The organism is Duganella caerulea, assembly GCF_040362985.1.
Lineage (GTDB): Bacteria > Pseudomonadota > Gammaproteobacteria > Burkholderiales > Burkholderiaceae_D > Rugamonas > Rugamonas vulcania.
Window position 1 is genome coordinate 517,418 of record NZ_BPWJ01000001.1, and the last position, 17,982, is coordinate 535,399.

12 protein-coding genes are annotated in these 17,982 nt (G+C 68.0%); 10 read left to right on the forward strand and 2 right to left on the reverse strand.

Features of this window, described 5'->3' with window-relative positions; genetic code table 11:
• Nucleotides 1-59: 59 nt before the first annotated feature.
• Complete coding sequence (locus ACUJB0_RS02245) at nucleotides 60-2,714, reverse strand: PAS domain-containing hybrid sensor histidine kinase/response regulator family protein (RefSeq protein WP_444843789.1); 2,655 nt, start codon at nucleotides 2,712-2,714, stop codon at nucleotides 60-62.
• A 176-nt stretch (nucleotides 2,715-2,890) separates the two neighbouring features.
• On the opposite strand from ACUJB0_RS02245, the gene ACUJB0_RS02250 reads away from it, so the two are divergent.
• The 7 genes from ACUJB0_RS02250 to ACUJB0_RS02280 all read left to right on the forward strand — a co-directional run bounded on the left by ACUJB0_RS02250 (nucleotide 2,891) and on the right by ACUJB0_RS02280 (nucleotide 10,085).
• Nucleotides 2,891-6,469, forward strand: coding sequence for a CHASE domain-containing protein (locus ACUJB0_RS02250; protein WP_444843790.1), 3,579 nt, complete (start codon nucleotides 2,891-2,893; stop codon nucleotides 6,467-6,469).
• Between the two features lie 99 nt (nucleotides 6,470-6,568).
• Nucleotides 6,569-6,964, forward strand: coding sequence for a group III truncated hemoglobin (locus tag ACUJB0_RS02255; protein WP_444843791.1), 396 nt, complete (start codon nucleotides 6,569-6,571; stop codon nucleotides 6,962-6,964).
• Nucleotides 6,961-7,242, forward strand: coding sequence for a TehB family protein (locus tag ACUJB0_RS02260; protein ID WP_444843792.1), 282 nt, complete (start codon nucleotides 6,961-6,963; stop codon nucleotides 7,240-7,242). Before ACUJB0_RS02255 ends, ACUJB0_RS02260 begins: the two co-directional genes overlap by 4 nt.
• Before the next feature lie 21 nt (nucleotides 7,243-7,263).
• Nucleotides 7,264-7,686 (forward strand): hemerythrin domain-containing protein, encoded by a 423-nt coding sequence (locus tag ACUJB0_RS02265; protein ID WP_161083396.1) that lies wholly within the window; start codon nucleotides 7,264-7,266, stop codon nucleotides 7,684-7,686.
• 82 nt (nucleotides 7,687-7,768) lie between these two features.
• Nucleotides 7,769-8,218, forward strand: a complete 450-nt coding sequence (locus tag ACUJB0_RS02270) for a carboxymuconolactone decarboxylase family protein (protein ID WP_161090587.1) — start codon at nucleotides 7,769-7,771, stop codon at nucleotides 8,216-8,218.
• A 242-nt stretch (nucleotides 8,219-8,460) separates the two neighbouring features.
• Nucleotides 8,461-9,663 carry a hypothetical protein gene (locus tag ACUJB0_RS02275; RefSeq protein ID WP_444843793.1) on the forward strand — a complete coding sequence of 401 codons (1,203 nt, stop codon included), beginning with the start codon at nucleotides 8,461-8,463 and terminating at the stop codon, nucleotides 9,661-9,663.
• Between the two features lie 11 nt (nucleotides 9,664-9,674).
• Nucleotides 9,675-10,085 (forward strand): type 2 periplasmic-binding domain-containing protein, encoded by a 411-nt coding sequence (locus tag ACUJB0_RS02280; protein WP_444843794.1) that lies wholly within the window; start codon nucleotides 9,675-9,677, stop codon nucleotides 10,083-10,085.
• A gap of 45 nt (nucleotides 10,086-10,130) precedes the next feature.
• Here the strand turns inward: ACUJB0_RS02280 and ACUJB0_RS02285 are convergent, their stop codons facing one another.
• A complete protein-coding gene (locus ACUJB0_RS02285) occupies nucleotides 10,131-11,513 on the reverse strand; it encodes an MATE family efflux transporter (RefSeq protein ID WP_444843795.1) in 1,383 nt (460 codons plus the stop codon).
• Nucleotides 11,514-11,659: 146 nt separating this feature from the next.
• On the opposite strand from ACUJB0_RS02285, the gene ACUJB0_RS02290 reads away from it, so the two are divergent.
• The 3 genes from ACUJB0_RS02290 (at nucleotide 11,660) to ACUJB0_RS02300 (ending at nucleotide 17,973) form a co-directional block, all read left to right on the forward strand.
• A complete protein-coding gene (locus tag ACUJB0_RS02290) occupies nucleotides 11,660-12,586 on the forward strand; it encodes an ABC transporter substrate-binding protein (RefSeq protein WP_444843796.1) in 927 nt (308 codons plus the stop codon).
• A gap of 114 nt (nucleotides 12,587-12,700) precedes the next feature.
• Entirely contained in the window at nucleotides 12,701-13,846 is a 1,146-nt protein-coding gene (locus tag ACUJB0_RS02295) for an ABC transporter substrate-binding protein (protein WP_444843797.1), read from the forward strand.
• 50 nt (nucleotides 13,847-13,896) lie between these two features.
• Nucleotides 13,897-17,973 carry an EAL domain-containing protein gene (locus ACUJB0_RS02300; RefSeq protein WP_444843798.1) on the forward strand — a complete coding sequence of 1,359 codons (4,077 nt, stop codon included), beginning with the start codon at nucleotides 13,897-13,899 and terminating at the stop codon, nucleotides 17,971-17,973.
• Nucleotides 17,974-17,982: the final 9 nt, after the last annotated feature.

Below are 17,982 nucleotides of genomic sequence, written 5' to 3' on the forward strand. Positions count from 1 at the left end.
TGCGACGAAATGCGCGCGCCCGGCGCGAAATGCACCCGGACGTCGCCAATTGCGGATGCTCAGCGCTGGCGCCCGGCCGGGATATGTCGCGCAATGATGTCCAGCATTTGCTCGACGTCGATTGGCTTGGCGATGAAATCGTTCATGCCTGCGGCGATGCAGCGCTCCTGCTCCGATTGCATCACGCCCGCCGTCATCGCCAGGATCGGCAGGTCCAGCTTGAGCTCCCGCCGTATCACGCCGGTCGCGGCGAAACCGTCCATCACCGGCATCTGCACGTCCATCAGCACGATGTCGTAGTCGTCGGGATGCTCGCGCAGGCAGTCCACCGCCAGCTGGCCGTTCTCCGCCACGTCCACGCTGGCGCCGGCGTATTCCAGCATGCCGCGCGCCACCACCTGGTTCAGCGGATGGTCCTCCACCAGCAGCAGGCGCAGGCCCTTGAGCCGGTGGGAAGCCGGGTCGTCATCGTCGTCCGCAGCCACGGCGGGGCCCTCGGCCTGCGGCAGCAGAAACGGCAGCGTGACGACAAACTCGCTGCCCTCGCCCGGCTTGCTGGTGACGGCGATATCGCCGCCCATCAACTCGGCCAGGCGGCGGCAGATCGCCAATCCCAGCCCGGTGCCGCCGAAGCGGCGCGTGGTGGAGGCGTCGGCCTGGTTGAAGGCCTCGAACAAACGGCTCTGCTGCTCAAGGTCCATGCCGATGCCGGTGTCGCGCACCACGAAGCGCAGGCCCACCGCGTCGCCGGCGTGGCCGGCCATGCTGTTGGCCGAACGCTCGACCCGCAGCAGCACCTGCCCGCGTTCGGTGAACTTGATGGCGTTGCCGACCAAATTGATCAGGATCTGCTGCAGCCGCATGGCGTCGCCCACCAGCGCGCGCGGCACGGCGGCGTCGGTGGCGATGGTCAGCTGCAGGCCGCTGGCCGCCACATTGGTCATCATCACCGTGTTCACCGCCTCCAGCACCTCGTCCAGCTGGAAGGTGGACGGCGCCAGCTCCATGCGCCCGGCCTCGATCTTGGAGAAGTCCAGCACATCGTTCAGGATGCCCAGCAGGACGTTGCCGGACGAACGTATCATGTCCACGTACTCGGCCTGCTGCGCGCTCAGCTCCGTATTCCCCAGCAAATACGCCACGCCCAGCACCGCGTTCATCGGCGTGCGGATCTCGTGGCTCATGTTGGCCACGAACTCGCTCTTGGCGCGGCTGGCGGCGGCGGCGCGCTGCTCGCCGGCGGCCTGCATCAGCTCCGCGTTCTTGCGGTCGGTGATATCCATCGCCATCAGGTAGGTGCCCACCACCTCGCCGCCGGCGGCGATGTCCGGCACCAGGTCGACCAGGAAGTGCACCAGCTGGCCGCCCCGCTCGAACGCGCGCTCGTAATGCAGCCGGCCGCCCTGCAAGGCCTGGTCCAGGTCACCCAGCCAGTTGTCGGCGGAGCCGCCGAAGACTTCGGACACGGTCTTGCCGAGCATCGTGTGCGGGTCGATGCCGAACTGCACGCGATAGTATTCGTTGGTGAACAGGTAGCGCTTGTCGCGGTCCAGGTAGGCGATCAGCAGCGGCAGGTTGTCGGCCAGGATGCGCGCCCGCTTCTCGCTTTCGAAGGTGCGCAGTTGGGCCGCCTCGCGCTCGGCCATCAGGCGGTAGAAGGCGCCGCTCAATTCGCCGATTTCATCCTTGCGGTCCAGCTGCAGCACCTGGATGCCGGCGCGGCTGTTCTTGATCTCGACGACGTTGCGCCGCAGGCGCTGCAAGGGCCGCAGCAGGCGCGCGATGCCCAGCCACGACAGCAGGCCCGCCAGGCCGGCGAACGCCATCGCCGCGGCGGCCGCCTCGTAGCGCAAGGCCCGCAACGGCGCCAGCGCCTCGTCGCTGGGGAAGCGCGCCGCCACGATCCAGCGCGCGTGCTGCAGGCGGCGGTAGGAATAGATGCCCATTACACCGTCCTTGTTCTCCGCCTCGGTCCAGCCCTGGAAGCCGCTGAGCGCCATTTCGGTCGCGCGGTTGGTGCCGGGCCGCTCGTTGATGCTGTGCAGCAGCCGCTTCTTGTTCGGATGGCTGAGCAGGATGCCTTCGGCCGTCATGATGAAGGTGAAGCCGGTGCTGCCCGGCTTGAGCGCGCTGAGCGACTCGAACGGCGCGTAGTGCAGCAGGTTGATGCCGCCGGCCAGCACCAGCGCCACGCGGCCTTCGCTGTCGAGCACGGGCGCGGTGATCAGCACCGTCGGCGCGCCGGCCAGCTTGCTGGCGAACGGCGCCGACACCACGCCGCGCTTGCGCTCCAGCGTCAGGTCGAACCACTCCTGGCCGGAAGCGTCGTACCGCTGCGGCGGCATGGCTTCCTCCAGCGCGCCGGTCAGCACGCCGTCGGCGTCGTAGATTTCCAGGAACGAGAACTGGCCGCGCGCGGTGGGCCGGGCCTTCAGGTAGGCGCGCAGCGCCTCGGGGTCGTGCAGCGTGGACGCCGGCAGCGATTCGGCCAGCGCCGCCAGCATCGCCTTCTTGCCCGCCAGGTGCTCGTCGATGTGGGCGGCGGCGCTGGACAGCAAGGCATACTGCTGGCTGCCGATCACTTCCTTCATGTCGCGCTCGGCCAGCATCAGCGCCACCACCGTCACGATGACGGTGGCGCCCAGCACCAGCAGCATGACCAGGCCGCTGAGGCGCGACCTGAGGGTGGACGGCAGATACTGTTTCAACGCCATGAGCCGGGCTCACTCACTAGAAAGATGATATCAAAGTATTACATGCTGCCCCCCGTTTGGCTATGGCTGTACTGCATAAACCCAACAAATTTGCGCGGATGTCGGCCGCCGCGACACCCAGCGCCGCCCGGTTTCGGGGTATAGTGATTGCCACCGAGACAATCCAATCGATCGCCATGCGAGCAGGCTCCGCTCCGGCCACGCCGTCCACCGCCCCGTCCAGCCCCACGCCGCTTGCGCTGGTGCTGCTGACCGCCTGCTACTACCTGATCGCCAACGCCAGCCTGATGCTGGCCTTCGCCCACACCAACGCCACCCCGGTCTGGCCGCCGTCCGGGATCGCCTTCGCCGCCGTCCTGCTGATGGGCCACGGGGCCTGGCCGGCCATCCTGCTGGGCGCGCTGGCCGCCAACCTGTCCACCTTCACCACCAACGGCCTGCCGTTCACCACCGGGCTGGTGACGGCCTCGCTGCTGATCGCCGTCGGCAATACGCTCGAGGCGCTGGCCGGCGCCTGGCTGATGCGCCGCTACACCGATACCTCGCGCCCCCTGCGCCAACTGCAGGACGTCTACAAGTTCGCGATTGTCGCGCTGCTGGTGTGCCTGATCAGCGCCGGCATCGGCAGCACCACACTGGTGCTGGGCGGCCTGGTGGCGGCCGGCGCCTTCAACACCGTGGCGCTGACCTGGTGGGTGGGCGACGTCGCCGGCATCCTGCTGGTGGCGCCGGCCATCCTGGCCTGGCGCCGGCGGCGCTGGCGTTGGCCGGCCGCGCTGGAGGCGGCGCTGTCGCTGCTGCTGCTGGCGGCGCTGATCGCCTGGATCTTCGGCCGCCGCTACACCTCGGACGACGATCCCGGCTGGCTGCCCTACCTGTTCATGGTGTGCGTGGCATGGGCCTCCTACCGCTACGGCCTGCGCGGCGCCACCCTGTCGTGCATCATGACCGCCGGCGGCGCCGTGTTGTGCACCGTGCGCGGACTGGGGCCGTTCGCGGTCGGCACGCTGAACGACGCGCTGATCGCTCTCGACAGCTTCGTCGTGCTGTGCAGCGTGATCGGCATGGTGCTGTGCGCCGACGCCAGCGAACGGCGGCGCATGAGCGGCTCGGTGCGCGGCCGCAGCGCCGCGCAGTGGGCCACGCTGCTGGTCGGCCTGGGCCTGACGGTGGTGGTCTGGCATCTGGTGGCGCTCAACACCGAGCGCCGCGCGCGCCAGCAGTTCGACACCGAATGCGGCGACATCACGGAACGCATCAGCGCCCGCATGGCCCTGTACGAATCGGGCCTGCGCGGCGCCCGTGCGCTGTTCAACGCGGAGCCGGAACCCAGCCGCGCGCAATGGCGCGACTATGTCGAGGCGCTCAACCTGCAGCACAGCTTCCCCGGCGTGATGGGACTGGGCTACAGCCCACTGGTGCAGGCGGAGCAGCGCGACGCGCTGGAGCGCCAGGTGCGCGCGCAGGGCCACCCGGACTTCCGCATCTGGACCCGGCCGGGCGCCGGCCTGGGCGCGGCGTCCGTCCCGGTGCTGTACCTGGAGCCGTTCCAGGGCCAGAACCTGCGCGCCTTCGGCTACGACATGATGTCCGAACCGATCCGCCGCGCGGCGCTGCTGGAGGCGGCGCGCACCGGCGAGCCGGTGCTGTCGGCCAAGGTGACGCTGGTGCAGAACGATACCGGCGAGGGCCGCCCGGGCTTCCTGATGTACTTCCCGATCCATCGCAAGCAGGATGGGCCGGCGCCGCGCATCGAGACGCTGCAGGGCTACACCACCAGCCCGATCCGCGCCGACGACATGATGGCCGGCCTGCTCGGCCCATCCGGCCAGGTGGTGCTGCTGGAGATCTTCGACGGCCCGGACACCGCGCCCGCCGGCCGCCTGTACGCCAGCGGCGACCGCAGCGACAGCGACAAGCTGCAGTATCCGAACCCCTACCTGCGCACCGCGCCGCTGGTGCTGCTGCACCACCGCTGGACGCTGCGCTTCACCTCTCTCCCGGCGTTCGAGAACTCCATCGACCGCCAGAAGTCCCACATCGTGCTGCTGGCCGGCGCCATCATCAGCCTGTTGTTCTTCGGCGTGGTGCGGGCGCTGACCGCGCGCCAGGCCTACGCCGCCGCGCTGGCCGAGGAAAAGACCGCGGCGCTGCGCGAATCGGAAAGCTCGCTGATCGCGGCGCGTGACCTGGCGGAGGCGGCCAGCCGCGCCAAGTCCGAGTTCGTCGCCAACATGAGTCACGAGATCCGCACGCCGCTCAACGCGGTGCTGGGCATGACCCACCTGCTCAACAACACCGTGCTCTCGCCCGACCAGCAGAAATACCTGGAGATGATACGGTCGTCCGGCAATTCGCTGCTCAGCATCCTGAACGACGTGCTGGACTTCTCCAAGATCGAGGCCGGACGCATGGAGCTGGCGCCGGCGCCTTTCCAGCTGAGCGCCGTGCTGGAGGCCATCGCCACCATCATGACGGTCAACTCCGGCGAGAAGGACCTGGAGCTGGCGATCGGCGTCGAGGCCGACGTGCCGCAGTCGCTGGTGGGCGATGGCCATCGCCTGCAGCAGATCCTGATCAACCTGGTCGGCAACGCCATCAAGTTCACCGAAAAGGGCTCGGTGACGGTGCTGGTGGAGCGCGTTGGCGGCGGCGAGACTGGCGCGGTCACGCTGTGCTTCACGGTGCGCGACAGCGGCATCGGCATCCCGCCCGACCAGCTGGCGCAGTTGTTCGCGCCGTTCTCGCAGGCCGACGCCTCGATGACGCGCCGCTTCGGCGGCACCGGCCTGGGACTGGCCATCTCGCGCCGCATCGCCGCGCTGATGGGTGGCGAGATCGCCGTGCAAAGCGACGCCGGCGTCGGCAGCGCCTTCATGCTGACCGTGCCGCTGCAGCGCGGCGCCGACCTGCCGCAGGCCGGCACGCCGCTGCCGGCCCAGCACCTGCTGGTGGTGGACGACGACGCGGTCAGCGCCGACTACCTGTGCCGCACCATCGGCGCGCGCGGCTGGAGCTGCGAGCGCGCAGGTTCGGGCGAACAGGCGCTGGCCCTGCTGCGCGCCGCCGCCACGCGCTACGACGCCATCCTGGTCGACTGGGACATGCGCGGCATGAACGGCCTGGAGACCATGCAGGCCATCCGCGCCGCCATGCCGCAGGACTGCCCCGCCATCATCCTGATGGTGAGCGCCTTCGGCCAGGGCAAGCTGCTGCACACCGACGGCGCCGACGCGGCCAACGCGGTGCTGCTCAAACCCGTCACGATGGCGCGCCTGAACGAGACCTTGCAGCAGGCGCTGGCGGGCACGCCGGTGGCGGCCAGCGCCGACGCCGGCACGCCGGCCGGCCAGCGCATCGACGGCGTGCGCATCCTGCTGGTGGAGGACAATCCGATCAACCAGCTGGTGGCCAAGAGCATGCTGTCCTACGCCGGCGCCCACATCGAGGCGGTGGACAACGGCCGCGCCGCGCTCGACCTGCTGCGCACCGAGGCCCACCGCTACGACCTGGTGCTGATGGACGTGCAGATGCCGGAGATGGACGGCTTCGAGGCCACCACCCGCATCCGCAACGAGCTCAAACTGGAACTGCCGGTGCTGGCCATGACGGCCGGCGTGATGCTGTCCGAACGCGAGCAATGCATCGCCTCGGGCATGAATGACTTCATCGCCAAGCCGATCGACGTCGAGCAGATGCTGCGCGCGATCACCCGCAACCTGCCCGCCGCCCAGCGCGCCGCCGCCGGCCGCTGAAGTGCCGCTGAGGCGCCGACCCCACCCCGGTTGTGTTCCTGAAAAAATTAATGTAGTATTCTAAATGCCAGTTTAATTTCAAGCGCCATCCAGTCCATCATGAACCCACTGCCCCTGACTCCCGAATCGATCGCCACGCTGGTCCACGAGTTCTACGACGAGGTGCGTGCCGACCCCGTGCTGCAGCCGGTGTTCGACGGCGCCATCGGCGACAACTGGACGCCGCACCTGGCTCGCATGGTCGACTTCTGGAGCACCGTCATGCTGGGCAGCCGCAACTTCCAGGGCAACGTCTTCGGCAAGCACATGCTGCTGAACGGCGTCACGCCGGAGCACTTCCTGCGCTGGCTGACCCTGTTCGAAGCGGCCGCCACCCGCCTGTTCAACCCCGCCGACGCGGCCGAATTCAAGACCGTCGCCCGCCGCATCGCCGCCAGCCTGCAATACGGATTTTTCGGCGAAGTGAAAGTCGCCTCACCCCAGGAGCCGTCATGAAAACCATCCCCGCCAACGTCGTCCACTACCGCAGCAGCCCCGTCTTCACGCAGGACACCGTGCCGGCCGCCCTGCAACGCGCCCACACCACCGCCGACGACGTGTGGGGCCGCATCACCGTGCTGGAAGGCAGCCTGCTGTACCGCATCACCGATCCCTCGCAGCCGGCCGAGGAAGTGCTGCTGACGCCCGAGCGCCACGGCGTGGTCGAACCGCGCGTCGAGCACGAAGTGCAGGTGGTCGGGCCGGTGCGCTTCCAGGTCGACTTCCACCGCTAACCCACCCAACACGGAACCACCATGAACATCGACAAATTCAAGCACCAGCACATCGACATCCTGAGCGCCATCGCCGACTTGCGGCGGCTGGTACAAACCGGCATCGCCGAACACGCGGCCGACATCTCGCAGCGCATCGTCGCCATGAGCGGCGTGATCAAGCTGCACCTGGCGGTCGAGGACCGCGCGCTCTACCCCGCGCTGGAGGCCAGCGGCAACGCGATGTTGGCCGGCATGAGCCAGCGCTACCGCAGCGAGATGGACGGCATCGCCGGCGACTACCTGGGCTTCGCCGGGCGCTGGAACACGCCGCGCCAGCTGGCCGAACATCCCGAGACCTTCCGCGACGAGGCCAACCGCGTGCTCAGGACGCTGTACGAACGCATGAAAAGAGAAGACCGCGAGTTCTATCCCGCCATCGAATCGGCCCGCGTCGTGGTCTAGCGTTTTTCGGCCGGATTGGCCTCCCGCAGGCCGCGATTGGTCTCCTAGAATGGACGCATCAACCACTTCGAAGGAGCACACCATGAACGCACGTATCGATTTCTACAACGCCTCGCCGGACGCGATGAAGGCCATGATCGCGCTGGAAGTCGCGGTCAACAAGCTGGGACTGGAGGCGCCGCTGCTGGAACTGGTCAAGCTGCGCTCGTCGCAGATCAACGGCTGCGCCTACTGCGTCGACATGCACACCACCGACGCCCGCAAGGCCGGCGAGACCGAGCGGCGCCTGCACGGCGTGGCGGTCTGGCGCGAGACACCCTTCTTCACCGAGCGCGAACGCGCCGCGCTGGCCTGGACCGAGGCCCTGACCCAGCTGGCCGCCACCCACGCGCCGGACGCCGACTACGAACTGCTGCAGGCGCACTTCTCGCCCAAGGAACAAGTGGACCTGACGCTGGCGATCAATACCATCAACGGGTGGAACCGCCTGGCCGTCGGCTTCCGCAAAATGCCGCCGCCAATTGTGTCGTAAACGTCCACGCTCAGCCAGGCCGGCAAGCCGCCGAAAACCCTTCCATATCAAGGACCGCCTTTAGGCAAGCTTGCCGTTTGCATCACGTGATAACGCTCCCAACATGCAATTTGTTGCCGATGAACAACGGGAATGTGACAATTTGCCAGAAAAACACCCACGCCACCGCCTCTCCGGGCCACACTAAAAAAAGCGCACAACACCACATATAAAGTCGCCATTAACCTACGGAGGGGTACACGATGAAACAACCCAAGCTTGCGATCACCACCTTAGCAGTCCTCAGTGCCCTGGCCGCGTCCGCGCATGCGCAGGACAGCATGCCCATCACCGTCAGCGGCTTCGGCACCGGCGCCCTGACCATGACCAATTCCGACCAGGCCGAATTCAACCGCGTCAACCAGGCCTCCGGCGTCGGCAAGGACGCCCGTCCCGGCGTCGATTCCAATCTCGGCATCCAGGCCACCGCCAAGTGGAGCGACACCATCTCCTTCACCGCGCAGGGCCTGGTGCGCAAGTCCGGCAACAACGACCAGTTCGGCGCCGAGCTGGCATGGGCCTTCGCCAAGATCAAGCTCAACGACGACTTCTCGCTGCGTCTCGGCCGCGTCGGCCTGCCGGTCTACATGATCTCCGACGTACGCAACGTCGGCTACGCCAACACCATGCTGCGCCCGCCCAATGAGGTGTACCGCCAGGTCACGGTCGACAACGCCGACGGCGGCGACGTGGTCTACCAGCACAGCTTTGGCGACACCACCGTCACCGCGCAGGCCGCGATCGGCCGCTCCAAGGTGCGCGCGCCGGGCAATTATTACGTCGACTTCAAGCCGGTGATCTCGACCCAGCTGGTGGTCGAGAACGGCCCGTTCACCTATCGCCTGGGCCGCTCGCAAGCCAACTTCGGCATCTACGACAACGCCAGCCTGACCGGGCTGGTGTCCACGCTGACCAAGGTCGGCCTGACCTCGGTGGCGAATGAAGTCAAGCTCACCGACATCAAGGGCACCTTCACCTCGGCCGGCATCGCGATGGACTACAACAACATCATCGGCCAGGCCGAATACGCCAAGCGCAAGACCGAATCGCGCCTGGTGCCGGACACCAGCTCCTGGTACATCATGGCTGGCTACCGCTACGGCAAGTTCGTGCCGTTCATCGTGCACGGCGACGTCAAGCAGGACAGCATCCGCGACTTCGCCTCGATGCCGACCACCGGCCCGCTGGCCGCGCTGACCGCCGGCACCAACGCGGCCATCAAGTCGGGCCTGCAATCGACCACCGGCATCGGCCTGCGCTGGGACTTCTACAAATCGGCCGCGTTCAAGGTGCAGATGGACCGCATCAAGACGCGTGACGGCGCCGGCTACTTCCTCAACCCCAAGCCGGGCTTTGCGGGCAGCACCGTCAACGTGTACGCCGCCGCCATCGATTTCGTCTTCTGAGGAGAATCCACATGAAAACGACAATCGCAAAAGTATTGCTGGCGGCCGGCGCATGGCTGGCCGTGGCGCCCGTGTTCGCGACCGAGATCGTGGTCATCGTCAGCCCGAAGAATCCGGCCACCCGCATGTTCAGCGAACAGGCGGCCCAGTTCTTCCTCGGGAAATCGACGCTGTTCACGCCGATCGAGCACACCGACGGCCCGCTGCGCAACGAGTTCTATAAAAAAGTGCTGGACAAGGACTCGACCCAGGTCAAGGCCATCTGGTCCAAGCTGGTGTTCACCGGTAAAGCCAGCGCGCCGAAGGAGTTCGGCTCCAGCGCCGAGGTGAAGAAGGCCGTGGCGGCAGATCCGCAGGCCATCGGCTACATCGAGAAGTCGCAGGTCGACGACACCGTCAAGGTCATCCTCACGGTGCAGTAAGCCCGCGCATCACAGCACCAGGCGCCGCGAGGCGCCTTTTTTTTATCAGCCTTCGACCACAATGGCCGGCCGCAGCCGCTTGCGCGACGCCTTCGCGTGCGGCACCCAGGCGTGCGTCTGCCAGCGGCGCCACATGATCAGGCCGCGTATCCATTCATCGGCCGCGTAGGCGATCCACACGCCCGGCAAGCCCCAGCCCAGCACCACGCCCAGCAGCCAGCTGCCGCCGGCCAGCACCAGCAGCATCGACAAGGCGCCCGCCATCACGGGAAAGCGCGCGTCGCCGGCGGCGCGCAGCGCGTTGATCACCACCAGGTTGAAGGTGCGGCCCGGTTCCAGCGCCACGGTCAGCCACAGCAGCGTGGCGCCGGCCGCGATGATCTCCTGGTCCTGCGTGAACCAGCCCAGCAGCCAGCGGCCCAGCAGCGCCGCGCAGGCCGCGATCAGCACGCACACCACCAGCCCGCGCGCCAGCGCCCGCCGCACCACGCCGTGCGCCTCGCGCAGCCGCCCGGCGCCGATCAGGTAGCCCACCACGATCTCCACCGCCAGCCCGGTGGCGATGCTGAACATCATCACCCCGCCCATCAGCTGCAGCACATAGGCCTGCGTGGCCAGCGATTTGGCCCCCAGCTCCGCCGCCGTGGCCACGCTGACCATGAAGGCCAGCCGCCAGGCGATGTTCTCGGCCGCGCCGGGCAGGCCGATGTGCAGCACCGCCGCCAGTTCACGGCGCGGCAGGCGCCACCAGTCGTCGCGCGCCACGTGGATGTGCAGGTGCACGCGCCACATCAGCAGGTGCAGCGCCAGGCCGATGGCGCGGCTGACCGCCAGCGCCACCGCGTAGCCCGGCAGGCCCATGGCCGGCAGCGGCCCCCAGCCATGCATCATCGGAATCGCCAGCGCCAGGTGGCTGACGTGCATGATCACCAGCACCGCCAGCGTGTCGCGCGTGCGCAGGTGGGCCCGCATCACGCTGGCCATCGAGGCGTTCCAGGCGTCGAGCAGCATGGCCGGCGCCAGCGCCTGCAGGAACGGCGCGGCCAGCGGCAGCACCTCGGCCGGCGCGTTGAGCAGGCGCAGCAGGCCGTTCGCGCCCAGCAGCGCCATCAGGCCGGTGACCGCGCCCAGCCAGGTGCTGGCGCCGACCACCGCGCAGGCCACGCGGTTGGCGGCCTCGCGCTGGCCGCCGCCCAGGTTTTGCGTGACCACCACGCTGACGCCGGCGCCGATGATGCGGAACAGGATGAACAGGGTGGCCGAGACTTGGCTGGCGATGGCGAAGGCCCCGCCCGCCTCGTCCGAGATGCGCGACGCCAGCGCGGTGCCGATGACGCTGGAGGCGATCGCCAACCCCAACTCGACCAGCAGCGGCCAGGCCAGGTTGAACATGGGCGGGGTGCGGATCGGGGTTTTGGCGGCGGGCATGTGGTTCCGGAAGGTGAATGTTGCTAACAAGTCTTAGTTTATATCAACTGGAAGCGCTGTCAGTGCAACCATTGAAACAATCTATGGCTGTAGAATCGTTAGCAAAGGATACACTTTCGCTGAATCAACCAGACACAACTATCATAGTGCGATTTACTCCCTCCACCGTCGTCCGTTTGTGCGCCTTGCTGCTGGGCCTGCTAGGCGGGTGGGCCAACGCCCAGGCGTTGACGGTGTTGTATCCCGACATCGGCGAACCCTACCGCACTGTGTTCATGGAAATCCTGCAGGGCATCGAGGAGCAAGCCCGGGCCAGGCCGCGCATGATCGCGCTGTCGGCCGGCACCGACCCGGCGGAACTGCGCAACGCCCTCAAGAGCGGCAAGGTGGTGATCGCCCTCGGCCGCCAAGGATTGAAGGCCGCCTCCATGCTCGATCCGGCGCAGGCGGTGGTGATCGGCGGCGTCGGCACGGTGCCGGACGCCGACCGCCTGAGCGGCATCAGCCTCACGCCCGATCCCGCCCTGCTGTTCGCCATGCTCAAAAGCCTGCTGCCGGGCATGCGCCGGGTGCTGGTGGTGTACAACCCGGCCGCCAACGAAGGGCAGATCCGGCTGGCCCGCGAGGCGGCCCGCAACCTGGGGCTGGAGCTGGTCGCGCTGGAAGCCCACGACCTGGCCGGCGCCGCGCGCGCGTACGAGGCCCAGTTCGCCGCCGCCGATGGCCGCCGCGACGCGCTGTGGCTGCCGCAGGACGCCACCACCGTCGAGGAGACCACCATCCTGCCGCTGGTGCTGAAGGAGTCGTGGAGCCGCAACCTGCCGGTGTTTTCCAGCAGCGTGCTGCACGTCAAGAAAGGTGTGTTGTTTGGCCTGTATCCGAACAATGTGCAACTGGGCCGGGACCTGGCCACGCTGGCCCTGTCCCTGCAAAACGGCGAAACGCCGAAACGCGGCGTGATGCCGTTGCGCGCGGTGCGCAGCGCGCTCAATTCCCGCACCGCCAGCCACATCGGCTTGAATCTTGTCTCCAGCCAACAACGGACCTTCGACGCGGTCTTTCCCGAGCCCTAGCGCCCCGGTCGCTCGCGGCAATTTAATTTCCAGATTGCAAAGTCTCGGCTTATACTATGAAAGCATCTTAAGCGGGCCCGTCCTGGCGCCGTGGTAGCCATGCGGCAAAGTATGATGAAAAAGACACTATTAAAACTACGGCGGCTGAGACGCGCCGGCGCCCTGCTGCTGGTCGGCGTGACCGGCGCGACCCAGGCGGGCGGCGGCGTGATGCCGTCGAGCATAACGCTGGTCAGCTCCAGCGCCGCGCACGGCGGCATGCTGCTGGCGCCGGTGGATCCGGTGGTACAGCCGTTGCCAGCCCCATTGCAAGCCCCGTTGCGCGACGACGTGCGCCCCGTCACCCTGGCGCAGCTGGAAGACCAGCTGCGCCGTCCCGAATTGCAGGCCTCGATCGGCAAGGGCAGCATCGCGGTCGTCTATCCGAATGTCGAGGAGCCGTTCCGCTCGGCCTTCATCGCCATGATCCAGGGCATCGAGGAGCGTACCAAGCTCAAGGTGCGCAGCTATCCGGTCGATCCCAAGGTCGACACGGCCGAACTGAACGCCACCCTCAAGCGCAACGGCACCAAGGTGGTGATCGCGCTGGGGCGCCAGGGCCTGAACGCCACCGCCGGCCTGGACCGCGAGATCGCCGTGCTGGCCGGCGGCGTGCTGCTGCTGTCCGACGCCGAGAACGTGATGGGCATCAGCATGACGCCCGATCCGGCCATGCTGTTCTCGCGCCTGCGCGCGCTGCTGCCGGAACTCAAGCGCGTGATCGTGGTCTACAATCCGCAGAAGTCCGAATGGCTGGTCAAGCTGGCGCGCGACGCGGCCAAGGCGCAGGGGCTCGAATTGCAGGCCCACGTGGCCGGCGACCTGGCCCGCGCCGCCCAGCTGTACACGCAGCTGATCGGCGCCGCCGACAACCGCCACGACGCCGTCTGGCTGCCGCACGACAGCACCACCGTCGAGGAAAGCACCATCCTGCCGCTGGTGCTGCGCGAATCGTGGAACAGCGGCGTGCCGCTGTTCTCCAGCAACGTGCTGCACGTGAAGAAAGGCGCGCTGTTCGCCATGGTGCCCGACAACGTCGAGCTGGGCCGCACACTGGCCGCCTCGGCGCTGGGCGTGATCGCCGGCGACGTGCGACGCCGTCCGCTGGTGCCGCTGCGCGAGCTGCAGACCGCCATCAACCTCCGTACCGCCAGCCATATCGGCCTGCACCTGGGCGCCTCGCAACAGCGCAGTTTTGACTTTGTCTATCCTCAGCCCTGATGATCTCCATAGTCCGTAATTTCTTACGCAATACCGGTTTCCAACGACAGTTGACCGTCATCGTCTCCGGCGCCATCCTCGGCCTGGCCGTGTTCTCGGCGCTGATGAACTCGTGGGAAGCCAACGCCCGCATGCGCGACTACTTCATCGGCCAGGGCCAGCGCATCGCCGACAACCTGGCGCGCCAGAGCACGCTGGCGCTGCTGTTCCACTCGGCCGAGAACGCCCGCGAGGTGGTCAACTCCACGCTGTCCTTCCCGGATGTGGCGGCGCTGCAGATCATGGACGCCAAGGGCAAGGTGCTGCTGTCGCGCGTGGTGGCGGGCGCCACCCTGGACGTGGCCAACCTGAACCAGCCGGCGTCCGCGCACGCCGGCCTGGTCGGCGAGACGTCCGACGGCTGGCTGTTCACCGCGCCCGTGTATGGCGGCCAGAGCGAGGCCTCGCCGTTCGAGCTGCAGGAACACCAGCAGCAGTTGCTGGGCTACGTCCATGTGCAGATCGCCAAGAGCACGCTCAAGCGGCTGACCTGGTCGCTCCTGCTGGGCAACCTGGCGCTGACCCTGTCGTTCGCCGTGGTGCTGCTGGTGCTGGGCCGCCTGCTGACGCGCCACATGATCAATCCGCTCAACGCGCTGTCGACGCTGATGCGCCGCGCGGAGGCCGGCGAGTCGGGCATGCGCGCCGCGCCGGCCGGCCCGCGCGACCTGATCGAGATGGCGCACGCCTTCAACCAGATGATGAACGTGCTGGAGCAGCGCGAGGCCGAACTGAAGGACTCGCGCGACGCCGCCGTCAACATGGCGCAGATGAAGGCGCAGTTCGCCGCCACCGTCAGCCACGAGGTGCGCACGCCGCTCAACGGCGTGGTCGGCATGCTCGACATGCTCAAGGAAACCCGGCTGACGCCGCGCCAGCAGGAGTTCGTCGACGTGGCATGGAACTCGTCGCGCACGCTGATCGCGCTGATCAACAACATCCTCGACTTCTCCAAGATGGAAGCGGGCAAGCTCAAGCTGGAGGAGACCGAGTTCTGCCTCGGCACCCTGCTGTCCGAGGTGCTGGAACTGGTGGCCCGTCCCGCGCAGCAGAAAGGCGTGTCCCTGAACTGGACCGTCGCGCCCGACGTGCCGGCCCGCATCGCCGGCGATTCGCTGCGGCTGCGCCAGATCCTCATCAACCTGGTCGGCAACGCCGTCAAGTTCACCGACCACGGCGAAGTGGCGGTCGATGTCGCGCTGGCGCCCGGCGACGCGTTCGGCCTGCGCTTCGAGGTGCGCGACACCGGCATCGGCATGAGCGAGGACGTGCGGCGCCACCTGTTCGAAGCCTACGTCCAGCCCGACCCCAGCACCACGCGCCGCTACGGCGGCACCGGCCTCGGCCTGGCCATCTGCAAGCAGCTGGTCGAGCTGCTGGGCGGCCAGATCGAAGTCGACAGCGTGACCGGCGCCGGCACCACCTTCCGCTTCACCATCGCCTGCCGCGCCGCGCAACAGCAGGTGGCGGCGCCGCCGCTGCCGATGCGCCCGCCGGTCGGCGCGCCCGCCGTGGCGCTGCCGTCGCCGACGCTGAGCCCGGCCCCGATGCCTGAGCGCCAGTTCCGCGTGCTGGTGGCCGAGGACAACCGCACCAACCAGATGGTGGCGGCCGGCATGCTGGCGATGAACGGCTGCGTCTGCGAATTCGCGGCCGACGGCGTCGAGGCCGTGCGCGCCGCCCAGCGCGAGCGCTTCGACCTGATCCTGATGGATTGCAGCATGCCGGAGATGGACGGCTACGAAGCCACCGCCCACATCCGCCTGGCCGAGCTGGCGATGGGCCGGCGCACGCCGCTGGTGGCGATGACCGCCAACACCCAGGCCGGCGACGCCGAGAAATGCCTGGCCGCCGGCATGGACGACTACCTGGCCAAGCCGATCACGCTGGTCGAGCTGCGCCACAAGCTGGAGAAATGGCTGCCGCACGGCGGCCCGCTGGCCACGCCGGTGCAGCACGCCAACCACGCCCCGGCCAGCGCCACCGCGCGCGGCTACGGCGGCCCGTGCCCGGTCGACCCGGCAGTGTTCGACAAGCTGCGCGAAGTGCTGGGCGACACGCTGCCGCACGCGGTCACGCCGTATCTCGAAGACACGCCGGCCTGCCTGGAGGAACTTGAACAGGCCGTGCAGGCCGGCGACATGGCCACCGCGCGCGCCCGTGCGCACGCGCTCAAGGGCTCGTCCGGCAACTTCGGCGCCGAGACGCTGGCGCAACTGGCGCAGCAGGCCGAACACTTCGCGGCCGAGCAGCAGCCTGAGCAGATCGAACCGCTGCTGGCGCCGCTGCGAGCGCACTACGAGGCGCTGGCCGCCTTCCTGCACGCCGAGATCAGCGACGCCGCGCCGCAGCAGACGCAGGCGGCCGACGACCGTCCGCAAGTACTGGTGGTCGACGACGACCGCAGCACCCGCAGCACGCTGCGCCACACTTTGCAGCGCGACGGCTTCCACGTCGAGGAGGCGGCCGACGGCGCCGCCGCGCTGGCGATGCTGGCGCGCTTCCAGCCCGACGTGATCCTGATGGACGCGATGATGCCGGTGATGGACGGCTTCACCGCCTGCGCCCGCATGCAGGAACTGCCCAACGCCGGCGCGGTGCCGGTGCTGATGATCACCGCGCTGCAGGACAACTCGTCGGTCGAGCGCGCGTTCGCGGCCGGCGCCAGCGACTACATCCCCAAACCCATCCACTACGCCGTGCTGTCGCAGCGGGTGCGCCGCATCATCGAGGCCAACCGCGCCGAGAAGCGCATCCGCCACCTGGCCTACAACGACGTGCTGACCAACCTGCCCAACCGCACCCTGTTCTTCGAGCTGCTGGCGTCGAGCATCGACCAGGCCCGCGTGGCCACCGACGGCCGCCAGGTGGCCGTGCTGTTCATGGACCTGGACCGCTTCAAGTACGTCAACGACAACCTCGGCCATGACGTCGGCGACCGCCTGCTGCAGGCCGTGGCCCAGCGCGTGCGCCACACCGTGCGCGCCGACGACGCCGTGGCCCGCCTGGGCGGCGACGAATTCACCGTCGTCCTCAACGAGCTCGACAGCCCGGCCGCGGCCGCCACCGCAGCCCACAACATCGTGCGCGTGCTGTCGGCGCCGTTCCCGATCGACGGCCACGACATCTTCGTCACCGCCAGCGTCGGCATCGCCATGTACCCGCACGACGGCGGCGACGTCGCCACCCTGGTCAAGCACGCCGACAGCGCCATGTACCGCGCCAAGCGCACCAACACCGGCTTCCAGTTCTACGAGGCGTCGATGGAGCATTCGATCTCCGAGCACGTGCGGCTGGAGAGCGACCTGCGCCGCGCCATGGAACAGCAGCACCAGCTGGAGGTGTACTACCAGCCGCAGTCCAGCCTGTGCAACGGCAAGATCATCGGCATGGAGGCGCTGGTGCGCTGGCGCCATCCGACGCGCGGCATGATTCCGCCGGTGGACTTCATCCCGCTGGCCGAGGAGACCGGCCTGATCAACCCACTGGGCGACTGGGTGCTGCGCACCGCCTGCGCGCAGCTGCAACAGTTCCTGGCGGCCGGCCTGCCGCCGATGCGGGTGGCGGTCAACCTGTCGGTGCGCCAGCTGCTGCAGAAGGATTTCGCCGCCTCGGTCGAAGCCGTGCTGGCCGACACCGGCCTGCCGCCGCAGCTGCTGGAGCTGGAGATCACCGAGAGCACGCTGATGGAGAACGCCCAGGACACGCTGGCCGCGCTGCACCGCCTGCACTCGCTGGGCGTGCGCCTGTCGATCGACGACTTCGGCACCGGCTACTCGTCGCTGTCCTACCTCAAGCGCTTCCCGGTCGACATCATCAAGATCGACCGCTCCTTCGTGCGCGACGTGCCGCAGGATGCCGACGACGCCGCCATCATCAGCGCCATCATCGCGCTGGCCCACAGCCTGCGCCTGGAGGTGGTGGCCGAGGGCGTGGAAACGGCGGCGCAGTTGCAGTTCCTCCAGGGCCGCGAGTGCGACCTGATGCAAGGGTTCTACCTCAGCCCGGCGGTGCCGGCGGAGCAGTTCGCCGAACTGGTACGACGACATGTAGACACGGCTACAACAGTCGCGGCGAAGATCTGCTAATTTTTACAC